Below are 18,923 nucleotides of genomic sequence, written 5' to 3'. Positions count from 1 at the left end.
TTGAGACCAATCGCATGCTGCTTCTGAATCCCGGCCCGGTGACGCTGTCCGAGCGCGTCCGCCAGAGCCTGCTGCAAACCGACCTGTGCCACCGCGAAAGCGAGTTCTTCGACCTGCAGGACGAAGCGCGCGCGCGGCTGATCGACATCTACGGGCTGGACCCGGCCGTCTGGACGGCGGTGCTGATGACCGGCTCCGGCACGGCCGCGCTGGAAAGCATGATCGCCGGGCTGGTGCCGGCGCAGGGCAAGCTGCTGATCGTGCAGAACGGCGTCTATGGCGAGCGCATCGCCCAGATCGCCACGCAGTACCAGATTCCGCACACGGTGGTGAAGCACGAGTGGATGGAGGCGCCTGACCTGGCCCGCATCGACGCGGCGCTGGCGGCCGACCCGGCCATCACGCACCTGGCGGTGATCCACCACGAGACCACCACGGGCCGCCTGAACGACCTGCCCGCCATCGACCGGCTGTGCCAGGCGCGCGGCGTGCGGCTGCTGGCCGATACGGTGAGCAGCTTCGGCGCCGAGGCCATCGACTTCGACGGCCACATCGACGCGGTGGCCGCCACGGCCAACAAATGCCTGCACGGCGTGCCGGGCGCGGCGTTCGTCATCGTGCGCCGCGCGGCGCTGGCCAACGCGGTCAGCCGCACGTACTACCTGGATATCGCCCGCTACGCCCGTCAGCAGGACCAGCGCAACACGCCGTTCACGCCGTCGGTGCATGCGTTCTACGCGCTGGTGGAGGCGCTGCGCGAGCACCAGGACGAAGGCGGCTGGCAGGCGCGCCACCAGCGCTACGCCGCGCTGGCCGAGGAAGTCCGCACCGGCCTGGCCGCTCTGGGCATCGAGGCACTGTGGCCTGCCGCCCAGTCGTCAGTGGTGCTGCGCGCGTACAAGCTGCCCGCCGGCGTGACCTACGAACAACTGCACGACGGCCTGAAGGCGCGCGGCTTCGTCATCTACGCCGGCCAGGGCGGGCTGTCGTCGCAACTGTTCCGCATCTCGACAATGGGCGCACTGACCGCCGCCGACATGCACCGCCTGATCGCCGGATTCCGGGAACTGCTGCATCGGTGAGGGGTTGCTTGTTGGGGAGAGAAGGCCGCCGGCGAATGTCATGCCGCCGGTTTTCTCCCCTCTCCCACAGCGTGGGAGAGGGGCCGGGGGAGAGGGCATTGAGGCTCTGCTTGCCGACAGGCCGCAATTTGAACCGCCTGCCCTCACCCCAACCCCTCTCCCGCTCGCGGGAGAGGGGAGCAAAAAACGCCACCGGCGAATGTCATGCCACTGGTTTCTCCCCTCTCCCACAACGTGGGAGAGGGGCCGGGGGAGAGGGCATTGAGGTTCGGCTTGCCGACAGGCCGCAATTTGAACCGCCGGCCCTCTCCCCAACCCCCTCTCCCGCATGCGGGAGAGGGGAGCAAGACATCAGCTTCGGCTCGACCTCGATCGCTTGGTGGCACTGCAGCCTGATGCCAGCGATGGTTTTCTCCCCTCTCCCACAACGTGGGAGAGGGGCCGGGGGTGAGGGCGTTGAGGTTCTGCTTGCCGACAGGTCGCAATTTGAACCGCCTGCCCTCTCCCCCAACCCCTCTCCCGCTCGCGGGAGAGGGGGAGCAAGCTGTAGTGGTCCAATTTCCTCAGACAGGTCGATAGGTGGAAAATCACGATCGACGAGGAAAGGACGACATGACAAAGCAACGTCGCAAGTTCGACGCCAGCTTCAAGCTGGAGGTGGTCCGGATGATCCGGGACCAGGGGCTTTCGGTGGCCGAGGTCTGCCACACGATGGCCATTGGCGAGACGGCCGTGCGGCGCTGGCTGGCGCAGTACGACGCGGAACTGGCCGGCGGCAAGGGCATTGGCCGGCCGCTGACGCCCGAGCAGCAGCGCATCCGCCAGCTGGAGGAAGAGAACCGCCGCCTGAAGGAGGACAACCTGATCCTAAAAAAGGCATCGGCCTTCTTCGCCCGCGAGCTGAAGTGATCTATCACGCAGTCAGCGCGCTGGAGAAGGAGGCCGTGGCGGTCAGCCGTGCCTGTCGGGTACTGGGAGCGAGTCGCGCGGGTTACTACGCGCACCGGCGCGGCCGGCCGGTCAACGTGGAGCGCAACCGGCAGCAGATCCACGTACGGGCGGCATTCGAGGCGAGCGGGCGCACCTACGGCAGCCGGCGCGTAGCACGGGATCTGGGCAGACAAGGCGTGAAGATCGGGCGCTATCGGGCGCGCACGCTGATGCGCCAGGCCGATCTGCGTCCGGTCTGGAAGCGCAAGTTCGTGGCGACGACCAACAGCCGGCACGACCGGCCGGTGGCGCCGAACGTGCTGGGCCGGCAGTTCAGTCCGGTGCAGCCCAACCAGGCCTGGGCGGCGGATATTACCTACGTCCGCACGGCCGAGGGCTGGCTGTATGTGGCGGTGGTGCTGGACCTGTATTCGCGCAAGGTAGTGGGATGGGCCATGGCAGCGGCCATGCCTGCATCGCTGGTGGTCACGGCGTTGAGGATGGCGATCCAGCAGCGCAATCCGTCACCGGGCCTGATCGTGCATTCGGATCGGGGCAGCCAGTACGCGAGCGAGGAATACCGGGGCTTGCTGGGACGCCACGGCCTCATTTGCAGCATGAGCCGGCTGGGCGATTGTTGGGACAATGCGGTGGCCGAGCGCTTCTTCCTGAACCTGAAGATGGAGCGCATCTGGCAAAGGCGCTACGTCGACCGGGCTGAAGCCCGGCGCGACATTACGCAGTACATCGTCGGCTTCTATAACCCGGTGCGATTGCACTCGACACTGGGATATGAGTCGCCGCAGGAGTTTGAGGACAAGTTCAAACGCCAGACAACCTTAATACCTGTCTGAAAAAACTTGACCACTACAAACCAGCGCGGTATCGAGCTTGAATCTTGCGCCTGTTGTCTTCCGCTCGCGGGAAACGGAAGTCAAGATCAGCGTCCCGTCAAAGCTCCTCCTCCACCGGCAGTATCCTTAGCACGCCCTGCTTGAGCTTGTCCCAGGCGTTCATGTCGGGTTCGCGGTCGTAGGTGCGCAGCACCCCGCCTTCGCGTGTCACCCATTGCAGTGACTCGCCGTCGTCAGCCAGCACCACCTGGTAGGCCGCGTCGAGCAGCGCGTCGTCCACGCCCTGCCCCAGCATGTCGCACAGTTCGCGGCTGTCCACGACGATGCCCATCTCGGTGTTGAGCCGGGCGGAGCGCGGGTCCAGGTTAAGCGAGCCGATGAACAACTGGTGCCGGTCGACCATATAGGTCTTGGCGTGCAGGCTGGCGCGGCTGCTGCCGCCGGGGCCGTGGCGCTTTTTTTCCTTGGCCAGTTCCGCGTAGGCGGTTGGCTTCAGCTCATAGAGGATGACGCCCGCCTTGAGCAGCGCGCGGCGCTTGGGCGCGTAGCCGGCGTGGACCGCGGTGACGTCGGTGGCGCCGTAGGAATTGGTCAGAATCCGCACCTGCACGCCGCGCTGCTGCATGCCGATCAGCCACGTCATGGCCGACTTGGGCGGAACGAAGTACGGCGAAATCAGCGTCAGGTCGTGCTGGGCGCCCTCCAGGAACCTGACCAGCTGGGGAATCGCGTGGGTCGAGTCGTCCTCGGGCGGGTGCAGCACCTTGGCCGCGCGGTCGGCGATTACCGTGGCCTGGCCGCGGTATGCAGTCAGGCGGTTCTCGCGGATCAACTGGACGATGCCGGTTTCCAGCACCGACTTGCCGTAGGGCGTGGCGCGCATCGCCACGGCGTGCTCGTCCAGGTAGGTGCGCAGTTTCTGCTGCTGCGTGGCCGCCTCGGCGCCGGACAGCGGCGTGGCCAGGGCCGACAGCGGGTACACGGCCTCGCTGTTCCAGAAATCGTCGAACACGCCCGACACCTGCGGCACCACCGGCCCGCCCGCCAGCAGGTCCAGGTCGGTGAAATCGGTATCGGCCGCGCCGTAGTACTGGTCGCCGATATTGCGTCCGCCGACGATGGTGAGCTGGTTGTCGGCCGTCATCGACTTGTTGTGCATGCGCCGGTCGATGCGCCGGAAATCGGTCACGTACTCGAACAGCCGCAGCCCCCGGCTGGCAAACGGGTTGAACAGCCGCACCTCGACGTTTGGATGGGCGTCCACGGCCGACAGCGCCTTGTCCTGCCCGCCGGTGTGGATGTCGTCGAGCAGCACCCGCACGCGCACGCCCCGGTCTGCCGCGGCCATGATCTCGGCCAGCAGCGTGAGGCCCGTGTTGTCGGCGTCGAAGATGTAGTACTGGATGTCCAGGCTGCGCTGGGCCGTGCGCGCCAGCGCGATGCGCATGGCCAGCGCGTCGGTGCCGGCCAGCAGCGGGTAGAACACTGACTGGCCCGGATGCTCGGCCAGCGTCGGGGCCAGCCCGCGTGCCAGCACCGTGTCGCCGGTGTCCTGCAACGCCGTCTCCGGTGCCAGCGTGGGCCGCTGCGGCAGCCCCGTGCACGCGGCCATCAGCATCGCAAACAACATCGCCAGCGGCCGGCCTAGCCAGCCGGGCGCCGCCTGCGTGACATGCGTCATGCGCTCTCCCGTGATTGTTCCAGTGCCAACAACTGACTTGTACCAAAACCGCCATTGCCATGGTAGCGCCCGCTGCTATGCTTTCGATACTTGCATTTTGATAGCTATATAGCCCAACCGAATAAGCTTATGACCACCCTCTTCTATCCGCTCCAGATTGGCGACCTGCATCTGCCCAACCGTATCGTGATGGCGCCGCTGACGCGCCTGCGCGCCGCCGAGCCCGTGCACGTGCCCAACGCGCTGATGGCCGAGTATTACGCCCAGCGCGCCAGCGCCGGGCTGCTGATTTCCGAAGGGGTGCCGGTGTCGCCCGACGGCGTCGGCTACGAGAACGTGCCGGGTCTGTGGACCGCCGAACAGGTGGCCGGCTGGAAGGTCGTCACCGACGCCGTGCATCGCGCGGGCGGCCGGATCGTGGCCCAGTTGTGGCACGTGGGCCGCATTTCCGACCCGAGCCTGCTCGACGGCCGCACGCCGGTGGCGCCCAGCCCCATCGCGGCCGGCGGCAACGTCAGCCTGCTGCGCCCGCAGCGGCCGTTTGTGGTGCCGCGCGCGCTGACCGTGGAAGAAATCGCCCAGGTGGTGGCCGATTTCGGCCGGGCGGCGGCCAATGCCAAGGCGGCCGGCTTTGACGGCGTGACGATCCACGCGGCCAACGGCTACCTGCTCGACCAGTTCCTGCAGGACGGCAGCAACGTCCGCACCGACGCCTATGGCGGCTCGACCGAGAACCGCGCCCGGATTCTGCTGGAAGTGGCCGATGCGGTCACGGCCGTGTGGAGCCCGAACCGCGTGGGCGTGCATCTGGCGCCGCGCTCGCCGAGCCATTCGATGGCCGACAGCCAGCCGGCCGAGACCTTCGGCTACGTGGCCCGGGCGCTGGGCCAGCGCGGGCTGGGGTTCCTGTTCGTGCGGGAGACGCGGGGAGACGGCGCGCTGCTGCCGCAGCTCAAGCGCGCGTTTGGCGGGGCGATCATCGCCAACGACGGGTTCGACCAGGACGCCGCGCAGGCCGTGCTGGCCTCGGGCGATGCCGATGCGGTGGCCTTTGGCCGTGCCTACATCGCCAATCCTGACCTGGTGGAGCGGCTGCGCCAGGGCGCGGCGCTGAACGACGTCAATCCGGCCACGATGTACGGCGGCAGCGCCCAGGGCTACACCGACTACCCCACGCTGGCGCAGACGGCCGAAGCCTGACGCCCACGGCGGCGCGGGTGCCCTGGGGTGTCAGGGCTGCCCGGCCGCCACCGGCTGGATCGGGATCACGGTGCGGGCGCCCCGCTCGCGCAGCAGGTCGCGCAGGTCCTTGATGACCGGGAAGACCTCGTGGTTGCGGTCCTCGCCCTGGCTGTCGTGGGCGGCCTGCTCCATTTCCACGATCTCGCGGTCTTCCTTGAAGATCCGCTCGGTGAACCAGACCAGCAGCGGCCACGCCAGGTCCAGCGCGAACGGCACGCCGGGGCGGCGGATCGACAGCAGGCCAAACGTGCGGTTGGTGCGCTGCGCCGCGTCCAGCGGCACGTAGGTGATCCACAGGTCCATCACCAGCGTGCCCGACCCCGAGCGGATCTGCAGCGTCTGGTACGGGTAGCCCGTGCGCACGGTCATCACGTCCTTGTTGTTCTGGCCGCCGTCCTTGCCGAACACCAGCGCCTCGCCCACCGGCTGCTTGCCGCGCTCGCGCTCGAACACATAGTCGACCTCGACGAAATCCTCGCCGCGCCGCCGGCCCAGCGACCGCGCGCGCATCATCCCCATCTGCTTGCGATGCAGAAACTGATGGTTCATGTCCATCAGGTTCTCATGCATGAATGAATAGTGGCACTTGACCTCGCGGCCCAGGCGACGGGTCTTGTACTGCTTGTCCGCGACCGATGCGAACGCCGGCAGCGCCTGGGGATCGGCCAGCGCCGGGTTGCCGGGGAACACGAAGATCAGGCCGGCGCGTTCCTCGCACGGATAGGCGCGCACGCCGTTGGGCAGGCGTTCCTTGCCCAGGTACGGCACGTCGATGCAGCGGCCCGAGCAGTCGTACGTCCAGCCGTGGTAGCAGCAGCGGATCGACTCGCCGTCCACCACGCCCGCATGCAGCGGCACCTGGCGGTGCGCGCAGCGGTCTTCCAGCGCGAACACCTTGCCCGTGGCGGTGCGCACCAGCACGATCGGGTCGCCGGCAAACCGCACGCCCAGCGCGCGGCCGGCCTTCAGTTCGCGGGACCAGGCCAGCGGGTACCAGTGATCGGGATGGATGGGCACGCGGCGCAGGTCGCGCGGGGCCGGCGCGGCGGCGGCCGGGGGTGCGGAAATGGCGCCAGCCGGGGCGGCCTCGCCGGAGACGTCGATCGGATGGCGGTCAAGCGCGGACTCGGCATACATGCAGGGCGTCTCCTGGGGGCGCGGCTCCCGGCCGCTCGTCGCCGGACGGGCGAACCGCGGCTGCCGGGAAGTGAATCGTGGGAGTCTAACCCAACGGCCGCCGCCGGTCTGTCAGCTTTTATCCGACTGGCGGCCCGCGCCGCCAAGTTGTCGCCCGCCCCCCCCCCCCTGGCCGGACCGCCGATTCGCCACACATTTGTCATCCGCAGCGTTTGTACGACGCCAATCGGGTTATCCTTGCGGCAACTCACACAGAGACATGCCAGCACACCCGATCATGTCCCGCTCTGCCCGCTCTCCCATGCCGCAGCGCGGCATTGGCGACGATGCCGCCTCCTACCGCACGCTGGTCGAAACGATCAGCGACTACGCCATCTTCTCGCTCGACGCCACCGGCCACGTGGCAAGCTGGAACGCCGGTGCCGCCCGCATCAAGGGCTACCAGCGCGACGAGATCATCGGCCAGCATTTCTCGCGTTTCTATACCGACGAGGCCAACGCTCGCAACTGGCCGGCCGTGGAGCTCGAAGCCGCCGCGCGGCTGGGCCGCTTCGAGGACGAAGGCTGGCGCGTGCGCAAGGACGGCACCCAGTTCTGGGCCAACGTCATCATCACCGCGCTGCGCGACGAGCACGGCAACCTGATCGGCTTCGGCAAGGTCACGCGCGACATGACCGAGCGGCGCCGCGCGGCCGAGGCGCTGCGCCAGAGCGAGGAAACCCTGCGCCTGCTGGTGGACAGCGTCAAGGACTACGCCATCTTCATGCTCGACCCCGCCGGCCACATCATGAGCTGGAACTCGGGCGCGTCGTATATCAACGGCTACCGGCGCGACGAGATCGTCGGGCAGCATTTCTCGGTGTTCTACCCGCCCGACGACGTGGCCGCCGACAGGCCCGGGCGCGAGCTGGTCATCGCCCGCGAGCGGGGCCGCATCGAGGACGAAGGCTGGCGCGTGCGCAAGGACGGCTCGCTGTACTGGGCCAACGTGACGATCACGGCCGTCTATGACGAATCCCGGCAGCTCCGCGGCTACGCCAAGGTCACGCGCGACATGAGCGAACGCAAGCGGCTGGAGGAACTGGAACAATCGGAACGGCGCATGAACGAATTCCTGGCAACGCTTTCGCACGAACTGCGCAATCCGCTGGCGCCGATCCGCAACGCGCTGACCGTGATGCAGATGCGCGCCGACGACCCCGAGGCCATGCAGAAAAGCGTGGGGCTGGTGGAGCGGCAGATGTCGCACCTGACCCGGCTCGTCGACGACCTGCTGGACGTGGGCCGCATCGCCGCCGGCAAGATCGACCTGCGGCTGGAGTCTGTGGACGCGCGCGAGATCATCGCGCTGGGCATCGAGGCGTCCGAGCCGGCGCTGGCCACCAAGGCCCAGACCGTCAGCGTGACCACCGACGCCTCGCCCATGCCGCTCTACGCCGACCGCACGCGGCTGAGCCAGGTGATGCAGAACCTGCTGCTCAATGCGTCGAAGTTCTCGCAGCCGGGCTCGCAGATCGCCGTGTCGGCGTCGATCCGGATGCGCACGCTGGTGATCCAGGTGATCGACCGCGGCCGCGGCATCTCGCCCACGGCGCTGGAATCGATCTTCAACCTTTTCGTGCAGGAAGACCGCCCCGGCAGCACCGCGCAGGGCGGGCTGGGCATCGGGCTGTCGCTGTGCCGGTCGCTCGTGGAAATGCACGGCGGCTCCATCGCCGCCACCAGCGAGGGCCCCGGCCTGGGTGCCGCGTTCACGGTGCGGCTGCCGCTGGCGGCCACGCCGGAAACACCGGCCACGGGCGACGGCGACGGCGTCCACACCGGCCGCAAGCGCCGCGTGCTGCTGGTGGACGACAACCGCGACGCCGCCGACAGCATGTCGATCCTGCTGGAAATGTCCGGCCACGAAGTGACCATCGCCTACGACGGCATGGAAGCCATCCACGCCGCCGCCCGCGTCCGCCCCGACGTGGCACTGATCGACCTGGCCATGCCCGGCATGGACGGCTTCGCGGTCATCCACGCGCTGCGCGGCATGCCCGCCTTGGCCAACACCCGCTACGTCGCCCTGACCGGCTTCGGCCAGGCCTCCGACCGCGAACAAACCAAGGCCGCCGGCTTCGACGTGCACCTGGTGAAACCGGTGGAGCTGGACTTGCTGCTGAAGGTGATGATGGGGGATTGAGATGGGGGCGGATGGCGGGCTGGGCAATTTGCACCGCCCGGCCCTCTCCCCCGCCCCCTCTCCCGCAACGCGGGAGAGGGGCTGGGGGTGAGGGCGTTGAAGCTCTGCTTGCCGACAAGTCGCAATTTGAACCGCCCGGCCCTCTCCCCCGACCCCTCTCCCGCAACGCGGGAGAGGGGAGCAAAACAGCGGGATATCGAGCGCTAAGGCGAATTCCCGCGACGGTTGTCTCCCCTCTCCCGCCTGCGGGAGAGGGGCTGGGGTGAGGGCGTTGAAGCTCTGCTTGCCGACAAGTCGCAGTTTGAACCGCCCGGCCCTCTCCCCGCAACGCGGGAGAGGGCAGCAAGACAGCAGCAAATCCAGCCGCAGCCCCACCATCACCCCCCGGCAACCCCCACACGCGGCCATCGCCCACTACGTAGATCCGTTCCCCCTGCCCGGCGCGCACGGTGGCGTGGCCGGTGAACGCGCCGAACGCTGGCAGGATCATCCGCGTAGCGCCGACCACGAAGCATGGCAGCCGCAGCACGTCGCTGCCGCGGCCGCGCAGTACGCACGCCGGGTGCAAGTGGCCAGCCAGCACGTACCCGTCGGCCCGGGCGTCCGGTTCGTGGCACAGCGCGAACGGCGGGGCCATCAGCGGTTCGCTGACCACCTCGAAGCCGAGTCCTTCGGGCGGATCGCCGGCATGGGTGTCGTGGTTGCCGCGCACCAGCGTGCAGCGGACCCGCGTCGGCAGCGCGCGGCGCCAGTCGTGCAGGGCCAGCACCACGGCGGCCGTGCGGGCGGCGCGGGCGTGCAGGAAATCGCCCAGGAAGACCAGGTCGCGGACCGGGTACTGGCGCGTCAGGTCCAGCAGCCGGCGCAGGTTGTCGGCCGTGGTGCCGTGCGGCACGGGCTGGCCGAGCGCGCGGAATGCGGCGGCCTTGCCGATGTGGACGTCGGCCAGCATCAGCATCGCGGCGTCCGGCCACCAGACCGCGTGCTCGGGCAGCAGCCACAGCGTCTCGCCGGCCAGCCGCACGGCCTGGGCGCCTGCGTCTTCCGGGGTCATAGCAGCGGCAGCGGTTTCGACGGCTTGCGCGGGCGACGCGGCCGGCGCGGCCCGGCCGGGCCGGCGTGGTCGGCCATGCCGAATTTCGCGGCGTCGGCCACGGTCGCGGCGTCCACGTCGTGCATCGGGCCGCGATACTTGCCCGTCTCGGGCTCGGCGGCGGCCTGCTCCAGTTCGGCCAGCATCCGGGCGATACGGTCGGCCAGCTTCTCGGTGCTCAGTTTCTCGCGCAGGAACTCGACGATCAGCGGGAACGACAGCGGCGACGGCCGCCGCAGCGGGCGCAGGTCCAGTTCCAGCGCCGCCAGCCGCGCCAGCGTATCGGCCAGCCGGTGGGCGTCCAGTTCCTGCATCAGCACCTCGCGCTCGGCCTGGCCCAGCAGCAGGTTGTCCGGATCGTGCTTGCGGAACACCTCGTAGAACAGGCTCGACGATGCCTGCAACTGCCGCGCGCTGTGGTGCGCGCCCGGATAGCCCTGGAAGATCAGCCCGGCCACGCGCGCGATTTCCCGGAAACGCCGCAGCGACAGCTCGCCCGCGTTGAGGCTGCCCAGCACGTCGGCCGCCAGGTCGCGCTGCTGTTCCTCGGCCAGCACCTCGGGCAGCCAGCGGCCCCAGTCCAGCGGCGCCGACGCCAGCAGTTCCAGCCCATAGTCGTTGACCGCCACCGAGAACGTGGCCGGCACCTTCTGCCCCAGCCGCCACGCCAGCAGGCTGCCCAGCCCCAGGTGGACCGACCGCCCCGCGAACGGGTACAGGAACAGGTGCCAGCCCTCCCGCGAGTGCAGCGTCTCGGCCAGCAGCGTGCGGGGCGATGGCAGCGCCGACCAGCGCCCCTGCAGTTCGACGATGGGCGCGATCAGAGGCAGCTCCGGCGTGCTCGCGGGGTCCAGCCGGCCCGCCTGCACGTCGTCGAGCGTGGCGACGACGGCCTCGGCCAGCTCGGTCGACAGCGGCATCTTGCCGCCGTTCCAGCGCGGCACCGACGCCCGCTTGCCCGTGGCGCGGCGCACGAACGCCGTCATTTCCTGCACGCGCACCAGTTCCAGCAGCCGGCCGCCGAACAGGAAGCAGTCGCCCGGGGCCAGCCGCGCGATGAAGCCTTCCTCCACCGTGCCCAGCGACGCCCCGCCGCTGCCCGCCCGCGTCCAGAACCGCACCTGCATCGACGCATCGCTGACGATGGTCCCCACGCTCGTGCGATGGCGCCGCGCCAGCCGCGCGTCGGGCACGCGCCAGATGCCGTCGTCGTCGGGCATGGCGCGGCGGTAGTCGGGATAGGCCGACAGCGTCGGCCCGCCCTGCCGCACGAAATCCAGGCACCAGCGCCATTCGTCGTCGGTCAGCGCGCGGTAGGCCCAGGTCTGGCGCACCTCGTCCAGCAGCGCGTCGGCCGCAAAGCCGCCGCCCAGCGCCACGGTCACCAGGTGCTGCACCAGCACGTCGAGCGGCTTGTCGGGCGATTCGCGCGCCTCGATCCGCCCGGCCTCGATGGCGCGGCGGGCCGCCACCGCCTCCACCAGTTCCAGGCTGTGGGTCGGCACCACGGTCACGCGCGACGCCCGGCCCGGCGCGTGGCCCGACCGCCCGGCCCGCTGCAGCAGCCGCGCGACGCCCTTGGGCGAGCCAATCTGCAGCACGCGCTCCACCGGCAGGAAGTCAACGCCCAGGTCCAGGCTGGACGTGCAGACCACGGCCCGCAGTGCGCCGTTCTTGAGATTGACCTCGACCCACTCGCGCACGGCCCGGTCCAGCGAGCCATGGTGCAGCGCGATCTGGCCGGCCCATTCCGGCCGCGCGTCCAGCAGCGCCTGGTACCAGAGTTCGGCCTGCGAGCGCGTGTTCAGGAATACCAGCGTGGTGCTGCTCTCGTCCAGCTCGCGCACCACGTGCGGCAGCATCGACAGGCCAAGATGCCCGGCCCACGGAAAGCGTCCGGCGCGGTCCGGCAGCAGCGTATCGACGATCAGCGTCTTGGGCGTGTGGCCGTGCACCAGCGTCCGCCTGGCCTCGGGCACGCCCGCCAGCAGCACGTCGCGCGCATGGTCCAGGTTGCCAAGCGTGGCCGACAGCCCCCAGACGCGCAGGTCGGGCTGCCAGCGGTGCAGCCGCGCCAGCGCCAGCTGCACCTGCACGCCGCGCTTGCTGCCGATCAGTTCGTGCCATTCGTCGACGACCACCAGCCGCACGCGGCCCAGCGTCTCGCGGGCATCGGCGCGGGTCAGCAGCAGCGACAGGCTCTCGGGCGTGGTGACCAGCGCGGTCGGCAGCCGGCGCGCCTGCGCAGCGCGCTCGCTGCTGCCCGTGTCGCCGGTGCGAAGCTGCACGGTCCAGTCGAGTCCCAGTTCGGCCAGCGGCGCCTGCAGCGCGCGCGTGGTATCGGCGGCCAGCGCACGCATCGGCGTCAGCCACAGCACGGTCAGCCCGGGCGGCGCGGCACCGGCGCGGGCCGGCGGCTCGGCAAAGGCCAGCAAGGCGCCCAGCCAGGCGGCGTAGGTCTTGCCGGTGCCGGTGGTGGCGTGCAGCAGGCCGCTCTGGCCACGGACGATGGCGTCCCAGACTTCGCGCTGGAACGCGAACGGCTCCCAGTTGCGGGCCGCGAACAGCGCCGGCAGCGATTCCGCGACGGGCGGCGCCGGCGTGAAAGACGGGTCCGCCGCCGGGCGGGCAGGCTTGCGGGGGGTCATGCGGCGTCCTTGGCTGGGGCCGGCGGCAGCATCGCTTCCAGCGTGGCCAGCGTGTCGGCCTCTTCCACCGGCTTGTCGGTGCGCCAGCGCAGCATCCGCGGAAAGCGCACCGCGATGCCGCTCTTGTGCCGGCCGCTGCGCCCGATGCCTTCGAAGCCCAGCTCGAAGACCTGCGTCGGCGTGACGCTGCGTACCGGGCCGAACGATTCCACGGTGGTGCGCCGCACGATGGCGTCCACCTCGCGCATCTCGGCATCGGTCAGCCCCGAGTACGCCTTGGCGAACGGCACCAGCGCGCGGTCCGGCGTGCCGGGCGGCGCGTTCCAGACCGCGAACGTGAAATCGGTGTACAGGCTGGCGCGCCGGCCGTGGCCGCGCTGGGCGTAGATCAGCACGGCGTCGACGGTATAGGGGTCGATCTTCCACTTCCACCAGATGCCGACGTCGCGCGTGCGGCCGGCCCCGTAGCCGGCGTCGGCGGCCTTGAGCATGAAGCCTTCCACGCCAAGCTCGCGCGAGGTCTCGCGCAGCCGGGCGAAGTGCGGCCAGTCGTCGGCCTCTACCAGCGGGCTCAGTTCCAGCGCGGGGTGGATGTGCGCGGCCACCACGCGCTCCAGTTGCGCGCGGCGCTCGGCCTGCGGGCGGGCGCGCCAGTCCTCGCCCTGCCATTCCAGCAGGTCGTAGGCCATCAGGATGGCCGGCGCGTCACGCAGCAGCCGGGCGCCCACGGTCTTGCGGCCAATCCGTTGCTGCAGCAGGCCAAACGGCTGCACGCGGCCGTCGATCCAGACGATGATCTCGCCGTCGATCACGGTGCCGTCGGGCAGCGTGCCGGCGGCTTCGGCCAGTTCCGGAAAGCGGTCGGTAATCAGTTCCTCGCCGCGCGACCAGAGCCACGACTGCCCCTGGCGCCGCACCATCTGCGCGCGGATGCCGTCCCACTTCCATTCCACCAGCCAGCGGCCCGGCGCGCCCAGCAGCGTGTCGAATTCATCGACCGGCGCCTGCAGCGGATGGACCAGGAAGAACGGGTACGGCTGGCCGCCGCGCGGCAGCGTGGCGCCCTCGCCGGTGTCCGGCGCCACCAGCGCCTGGAACCGCTCGGGCGTGGGCCGCAGGGCAATGTCGGTGTAGCCGACCAGCCGCTCGGCCACGCGCTTGGGATCGATGCCGGCCACCTCGCCCAGCGCGCGCGTGACCAGCAGCTTCGACACCCCCACGCGGAAGCTGCCCGTGATCAGCTTGAACAGCACCAGCCGGCCGCGCGCGTCCAGCGGGCGCCACAGCGCGTCCAGCGCCGCCGCCTGCACGTCGGGCGGCTGGCCGCGCAGCGGCAGCAGGCGCTGCTCGACCCATTCGGCCAGCCCGGCCGTATCGACATGCTCGGCGTCGGGCAGCAGCAGCGCGATGGTCTCGGCCAGGTCGCCCACGGCCTGGTAGCTTTCCTCGAACAGCCATTCGGGCAGCGCCGCGGCGCGCTGGGCCAGCTCGCGCAGCGCGGCCACGGGCACGATCTGGCGCGGCTTGCCACCGGCCAGGAAGTAGACGGCCCAGGCGGCATCGGCTGGCGGCGCCCGGTGGAAATAGGCGGCCAGCGCGGCCAGCTTGGCCTTGCTAGACGTGGTGCCGTCCAGTTCGCTGTACAGGTCGGCAAACGCCTTCATGCCGCGCCCTCCCCGGCCTCCGGCTGGCTCGACTGGCTTGGCTCGCGCTGCTCCATCGGCTCGGCGGCGGCGCCGGTGGCGTCGTCGTCATCGCCGAATTCGGTGCGAAAGCCCTGGGCGTCCAGCCCCTGCTCGCACAGGTAGCGGACCATCACGGGCACGTTGCCGTGCGTCACGATCACGCGCTGGGCGCCGGTGGCGCCGATGGCCGACAGCAGGCCGGGCCAGTCGGCATGGTCGGACAGCGCGAAGCCGCGATCCACGCCCCGGCGGCGTCGGGTGCCGCGCAACTGCATCCAGCCGCTGGCAAAGGCGTCGGACGCATCGCCAAAGCGGCGCAGCCAGGTGGAGCGCTGGGCCGACGGCGGCGCCACGACCAGCGCGCGCCGCAGGGCCGGGCTGCGCGCGGGCAGATCGGCCGTGGTCATGGTGGGCGGCAGCGCCACGCCGGCGTCGGCATAAGCGCGTGTCAGGCTGGTCATCGCCCCGTGCAGCACGATGGGGCCCGGCATGGCCAGGTCCGCCCCGGCGTGGCGCAGCAGCCCGTGCAGCAACCGCTGCGCCTTGCCGAACGCATAGCAATAGAGCACGCTGGCGCGCCCAGCTGCCGCGTTGGCCTGCCACCAGTCGAAGACCTCGGCCATCAGCGTGGCCTGGCGCTGCCAGCGGTAGATCGGCAGGCCGAACGTGCTTTCGGTGATGAAGGTGTCGCAGCGCACGGGCTCGAACGCGTCGCAGGTGCCGTCGAACTCGACCTTGTAGTCGCCGGACGCCACCCAGACCTGCCCGCCGTGTGCGAGCCGCACCTGCGCCGATCCCAGCACATGGCCGGCTGGATGCAGGCTCAGCGTGACGCCGTGGTGGGTGATGCGCTGGCCGTACGGCAGCGTGTCCAGCGTGATGCCGGGCAGCCGGGCCAGCAGCACGCCCCGGCCGGGCGCGGCGCACAGGTAGCTGCCGTGGCCAAACCGGGCGTGGTCCGAATGGGCGTGGGTGATGACGGCGCGCGCCACGGGCCGCCAGGGATCGATATAGAAGTCGCCGGGCGGGCAGTACAGCCCCTCCGGCCTTGCCACGATCAGGTCTGAAGCCATCTCCGCCATGTTCCCGGCCAGCCGGCTAGCCCGGCGCGCCCTCCCGATCCGCCTTGCCGCCCTGCCGGGCGCGCTCGGCCTTGTCCGCCTTGGCCTGGCCGCGGATGTTCAGCACCGCCAGCGCAAACTGCAGCACCACCAGCGCCCAGGCGCCGGTGTGCCAGCCCCAGCCCACCCACATCGCGTTGCTGACCAGGAAGCACCAGAACCCGGCCTTGCGGCGGCCCGCCGACTCGCTGCCGACCAGCCATGTCGCCAGCACCGTGATGGCCATCGCCGGCCATTGCAGTACGTCCAACCAGTCCAAGCTCGACCCTCCCCCGAACACCGTGTCCTGCCCGATGCTCCCAGCCTAGGGCGCGCCGGCCGGGCGCGGCAGCCGGGCCAATCCCGTTCCGGTGTCGGCGGTTTCTCACAGCCGGCCCGGCGCCGGTTACTATCGACATCGCAATATGCTTAATTTTGATCCGCCGTCAATCAGCCGCCCGCCGATAGTGTGAGCTATCAATCTCTCCTAGAATGGGGAGATTCATCTCCGGCCGGCGCGGTCCTTGCGTCGGCCATATTCCATCCATCCGAGCCAACCCATCTGAGCAACTGCCCATGCGCACCGAAAACCAGCGTCTTGCCGACCTCCTGCGTCAGGAACAAGACAACATCATGCGTGGCTGGACCGAGGAGTACCACATCTATGCCGAAGGCCGCGGCCTGACGCAGAACGTGGCGATCGAACAGCAGGGCATCCTCCGCGCCCTGGACGCCGGGCTGCGGGCGAACGGCGAACCGGGCAACTTCAGCGCCGGCGCCTGGACCGAACTGCGCGAGGCGCTGGCCGCGCTGTCGCGCAACCGCGCGGCACAGGGCGAGACGGCCGACGTGACCAGCGGCTTCGTGCTGGCGCTCAAGCGGCCCATCTTCGAAGCGCTGCAGCGCCAGTCGAGCGGCGTGGAAGGCCAGATCGACGTGATCTGGCTGATGTCGTCGCTGGCCGACCGCATGGCGCAGTGGACCGTCTCCACCTACCAGAAGACGCGCGAGGACATCATCGTGCGCCAGCAGCACGAGCTGATGGAGCTGTCCACGCCCGTGATTAAGCTCTGGGACGGCGTGCTGGCGGTGCCCGTGATCGGCACGCTGGACAGCAGCCGCGCCCAGATCGTGATGGAAACGCTGCTCGAACGGCTGGTGGAAACCGGCTCGGCGCTGGCCATCATCGACATCACCGGCGTGCCCACCGTGGACACGCTGGTGGCCCAGCACCTGATGAAGACCGTCACGGCCATCCGCCTGATGGGCGCGGAGAGCATCATCAGCGGTATCCGGCCGCAGATTGCGCAGACCATCGTGCACCTGGGCATCGACCTGCAGGGCATCATCACCAAATCGACGCTGGCCGACGCGCTGGGCACCGCCATGCGCATGTCCGGTCACATCGTGTCCCGCAACGCCAACTGATCGCCGCCACCCCTGCCATGGAACGCATTCCAATCTTGCGGATGGGCAAGAACCTGCTCGTGACCATCCAGATCGACATGCAGGACCAGACGGCCCTGCAGCTGCAGGAAGACCTGGCGACGATGGTCGAGAAATCCGGCGCGCACGGCGTGCTGATCGACGTCTCGGCGCTGGAAATGGTCGACTCGTTCATCGGCCGCATGCTGGTGAGCATCTCGGACATCAGCCGTATTCTCGGCGCCACCACGGTCGTGGTCGGCATCCGCCCCGCCGTGGCCATCACGCTGGTAGAGCTGGGCCTGTCGCTCGGCGGCGTGAAGACCGCGCTCAACGTGGAGCGCGGGATGGCGATGCTGGATGCCGCCGCGCAGGTGGCCTGACGTGACGACCGACCTTGCCCAGACCGGTAGCGCCCCCATCCGCGACGAACGCGACATCGTCCAGGCCCGCGCCGTGGTGCGCACCCTGACGTCGCAGCTGAAGTTCTCGCTGGTGGAGCAGACTAAGATGATTACGGCGGCCAGCGAGCTGGCCCGCAACACGATGGTGTACGGCGGCGGTGGCGAAATGCGCTGGGAGCTGCTGACCGAGGGCATGCGGCGCGGGCTGCGCCTGCATTTCGAGGACCGGGGCCCGGGCATTCCCGACGTCGAGCAGGCGCTCGTCGACGGGTGGACCTCGGGCGGCGGGCTGGGCATGGGCCTGTCCGGCGCGCGCCGGCTGGTCAACGACTTCCAGATCCGGACTCAAGTTGGCGAGGGAACCTGTGTCAGCATCACTCGGTGGAAGTAGGAACCACGGGCCGCACCTGGCCGTGCCGATGGGCGACCCCAGCCGCGTGGGCGAGGCCCGGCGGCATGCCGCCGAGATGGCCACGCGCCTGGGTTTCGACGCCACGCAGGCCGGCAAGCTGGCGCTGGCCGTCAACGAGTTGGGCAACAACCTGCTGCGCCACGCCACGGGCGGGCGCCTGCTGCTGGCCGCGCGCGAGCTGGCCGGCACGCTGGCCATCGAGCTGCTGTCGATCGACGACGGCCCCGGCATGGCCGACCTGCAGGCGTGCATGCGCGACGGGTTTTCCACGGCTGGCAGCGCCGGCCAGGGCCTGGGCGCGGTGCGCCGCATGGCCGACGACTTCGACGTCCATACGCGCGCCGGCGACGGCAGCCTGATCCTGGCCCGCTTCTACCGCGACCGCGAGCCCGGCGACCGGCCGCGCCGCCCCAACGGCGGCTTTGCCGTGGGCGCGGTCTGCCTGGCCGCGCCGGGCGAGCGCGTCAGCGGCGACGGCTGGAGCGTGGCCGTGCAGGATGACCGCGCCGACGTGGTGGTCGTGGACGGGCTGGGCCACGGCCCCGACGCCGCAGACGCCGCCATGGCCGCGCTGACCCTGTTCGACGTCCGGCACGGCGCCGCACCGGGCGCCTACGTGGAACGCGCCCACGCCGCGCTGCGCGGCACGCGCGGGGCCGCCGTGGGCGCCTACCGGCTCGACCGCAACAGCCACCGCGTGCGCTTTGCCGGCGCGGGCAACATCCTCGGCCGCGTGATCTCCGGCATCGGCGACCGCACGCTGGTCAGCCAGAACGGCACGGCCGGCCTGCACGTGCGCGCCGTGCAGGAGCAGGAAATGGAATGGCCGCAGCACGCGCTGGTGGTGCTGCACTCCGACGGCATCCAGTCGCGCTGGCAGTTCGACGACCCCACCCTGCTGCAGCGCGACCCGGCCATCGTGGCCGCCTTCGTCCTGTGGAAGTTCAGCCGCGGCCGCGACGACGCCACCGTGGTGGTGGTACGCCGGGCGGAGCGCTGACCATGACCGTTTCAGATACGCTGCCAGACAACCTTCCCGCCATGC

General features: G+C 70.0%; 14 protein-coding genes and 1 pseudogene. 8 read left to right on the top strand and 7 right to left on the bottom strand.

Features of this window, described 5'->3' with window-relative positions:
- The first annotated feature begins 14 nt into the window (after window positions 1-14).
- Complete coding sequence (locus EPAKOI_RS07510) at window positions 15-1,082, top strand: 2-aminoethylphosphonate aminotransferase (RefSeq protein WP_423193411.1); 1,068 nt, start codon at window positions 15-17, stop codon at window positions 1,080-1,082.
- Between the two features lie 612 nt (window positions 1,083-1,694).
- A protein-coding gene (locus EPAKOI_RS07505; RefSeq protein WP_423192497.1) for an IS3 family transposase occupies window positions 1,695-2,866 on the top strand; the annotation gives its coding sequence in 2 pieces (ribosomal slippage) (window positions 1,695-1,962 and window positions 1,962-2,866; 1,173 coding nt in all).
- A gap of 97 nt (window positions 2,867-2,963) precedes the next feature.
- On the opposite strand, the gene EPAKOI_RS07500 is transcribed toward EPAKOI_RS07505, so the two are convergent.
- Window positions 2,964-4,547: a phospholipase D family protein gene (locus tag EPAKOI_RS07500; protein WP_423193410.1), complete on the bottom strand. Its 1,584-nt coding sequence runs from the start codon at window positions 4,545-4,547 to the stop codon at window positions 2,964-2,966.
- Window positions 4,548-4,676: 129 nt separating this feature from the next.
- Between EPAKOI_RS07500 and EPAKOI_RS07495 the strand changes: the two genes are divergently transcribed.
- Window positions 4,677-5,747, top strand: coding sequence for an alkene reductase (locus EPAKOI_RS07495; protein ID WP_423193409.1), 1,071 nt, complete (start codon window positions 4,677-4,679; stop codon window positions 5,745-5,747).
- 30 nt (window positions 5,748-5,777) lie between these two features.
- Here the strand turns inward: EPAKOI_RS07495 and EPAKOI_RS07490 are convergent, their stop codons facing one another.
- A complete protein-coding gene (locus EPAKOI_RS07490) occupies window positions 5,778-6,926 on the bottom strand; it encodes a Rieske 2Fe-2S domain-containing protein (protein WP_423193408.1) in 1,149 nt (382 codons plus the stop codon).
- A gap of 277 nt (window positions 6,927-7,203) precedes the next feature.
- Here EPAKOI_RS07490 and EPAKOI_RS07485 point away from each other — a divergent pair, with 277 nt between their 5' ends.
- A complete protein-coding gene (locus EPAKOI_RS07485) occupies window positions 7,204-9,111 on the top strand; it encodes a PAS domain S-box protein (RefSeq protein WP_423193407.1) in 1,908 nt (635 codons plus the stop codon).
- Between the two features lie 385 nt (window positions 9,112-9,496).
- Here EPAKOI_RS07485 and pdeM read toward each other — a convergent pair.
- From pdeM to EPAKOI_RS07460, 5 genes and pseudogenes are all read right to left on the bottom strand, one after another.
- Window positions 9,497-10,165: pseudogene (gene pdeM / locus EPAKOI_RS07480) on the bottom strand (ligase-associated DNA damage response endonuclease PdeM); the annotation flags it as partial.
- On the bottom strand, window positions 10,162-12,852 hold the full coding sequence (locus EPAKOI_RS07475; RefSeq protein WP_423193406.1) for a ligase-associated DNA damage response DEXH box helicase: 2,691 nt from the start codon (window positions 12,850-12,852) through the stop codon (window positions 10,162-10,164). The gene EPAKOI_RS07475 and the pseudogene pdeM, both read right to left, overlap by 4 nt.
- A complete protein-coding gene (locus EPAKOI_RS07470) occupies window positions 12,849-14,516 on the bottom strand; it encodes an ATP-dependent DNA ligase (protein ID WP_423193405.1) in 1,668 nt (555 codons plus the stop codon). The genes EPAKOI_RS07475 and EPAKOI_RS07470 overlap by 4 nt, the downstream gene beginning before the upstream one ends.
- Window positions 14,513-15,610 carry a ligase-associated DNA damage response exonuclease gene (locus tag EPAKOI_RS07465; RefSeq protein WP_423193404.1) on the bottom strand — a complete coding sequence of 366 codons (1,098 nt, stop codon included), beginning with the start codon at window positions 15,608-15,610 and terminating at the stop codon, window positions 14,513-14,515. The genes EPAKOI_RS07470 and EPAKOI_RS07465 overlap by 4 nt, the downstream gene beginning before the upstream one ends.
- 25 nt (window positions 15,611-15,635) lie before the next feature.
- Complete coding sequence (locus tag EPAKOI_RS07460; RefSeq protein ID WP_124684308.1) at window positions 15,636-15,917, bottom strand: hypothetical protein; 282 nt, start codon at window positions 15,915-15,917, stop codon at window positions 15,636-15,638.
- Window positions 15,918-16,213: 296 nt separating this feature from the next.
- Between EPAKOI_RS07460 and EPAKOI_RS07455 the strand changes: the two genes are divergently transcribed.
- From EPAKOI_RS07455 to EPAKOI_RS07440, 4 genes are read left to right on the top strand one after another with little or no spacing between them, the layout of a single operon-like run.
- Window positions 16,214-17,065 (top strand): STAS domain-containing protein, encoded by an 852-nt coding sequence (locus EPAKOI_RS07455; protein WP_423193403.1) that lies wholly within the window; start codon window positions 16,214-16,216, stop codon window positions 17,063-17,065.
- 17 nt (window positions 17,066-17,082) lie between these two features.
- On the top strand, window positions 17,083-17,445 hold the full coding sequence (locus EPAKOI_RS07450) for an STAS domain-containing protein (RefSeq protein ID WP_124684310.1): 363 nt from the start codon (window positions 17,083-17,085) through the stop codon (window positions 17,443-17,445).
- 1 nt (window position 17,446) lies between these two features.
- On the top strand, window positions 17,447-17,857 hold the full coding sequence (locus EPAKOI_RS07445) for an anti-sigma regulatory factor (protein WP_253699850.1): 411 nt from the start codon (window positions 17,447-17,449) through the stop codon (window positions 17,855-17,857).
- Window positions 17,832-18,878, top strand: a complete 1,047-nt coding sequence (locus tag EPAKOI_RS07440; RefSeq protein WP_423193402.1) for an ATP-binding protein — start codon at window positions 17,832-17,834, stop codon at window positions 18,876-18,878. Before EPAKOI_RS07445 ends, EPAKOI_RS07440 begins: the two co-directional genes overlap by 26 nt.
- Window positions 18,879-18,923 lie beyond the last annotated feature (45 nt).

The sequence above is a fragment of the Cupriavidus sp. H18C2 genome, assembly GCF_049393795.1.
GTDB lineage: Bacteria > Pseudomonadota > Gammaproteobacteria > Burkholderiales > Burkholderiaceae > Cupriavidus > Cupriavidus pauculus_C.
Note: the sequence above shows the minus strand (reverse complement) of the source record. Positions and strands in the feature narration are given on the sequence as shown.

Coding starts and splice junctions, on each gene's coding strand:
- EPAKOI_RS07510 (WP_423193411.1), top strand. CDS start 15: ATGCTGCTTCTGAATCCCGGCCCGGTGACGCTGTCCGAGCGCGTCCGC.
- EPAKOI_RS07500 (WP_423193410.1), bottom strand. CDS start 4,547: ATGACGCATGTCACGCAGGCGGCGCCCGGCTGGCTAGGCCGGCCGCTG.
- EPAKOI_RS07495 (WP_423193409.1), top strand. CDS start 4,677: ATGACCACCCTCTTCTATCCGCTCCAGATTGGCGACCTGCATCTGCCC.
- EPAKOI_RS07490 (WP_423193408.1), bottom strand. CDS start 6,926: ATGTATGCCGAGTCCGCGCTTGACCGCCATCCGATCGACGTCTCCGGC.
- EPAKOI_RS07485 (WP_423193407.1), top strand. CDS start 7,204: ATGTCCCGCTCTGCCCGCTCTCCCATGCCGCAGCGCGGCATTGGCGAC.
- EPAKOI_RS07475 (WP_423193406.1), bottom strand. CDS start 12,852: ATGACCCCCCGCAAGCCTGCCCGCCCGGCGGCGGACCCGTCTTTCACG.
- EPAKOI_RS07470 (WP_423193405.1), bottom strand. CDS start 14,516: ATGAAGGCGTTTGCCGACCTGTACAGCGAACTGGACGGCACCACGTCT.
- EPAKOI_RS07465 (WP_423193404.1), bottom strand. CDS start 15,610: ATGGCTTCAGACCTGATCGTGGCAAGGCCGGAGGGGCTGTACTGCCCG.
- EPAKOI_RS07455 (WP_423193403.1), top strand. CDS start 16,214: ATGCGCACCGAAAACCAGCGTCTTGCCGACCTCCTGCGTCAGGAACAA.
- EPAKOI_RS07450 (WP_124684310.1), top strand. CDS start 17,083: ATGGAACGCATTCCAATCTTGCGGATGGGCAAGAACCTGCTCGTGACC.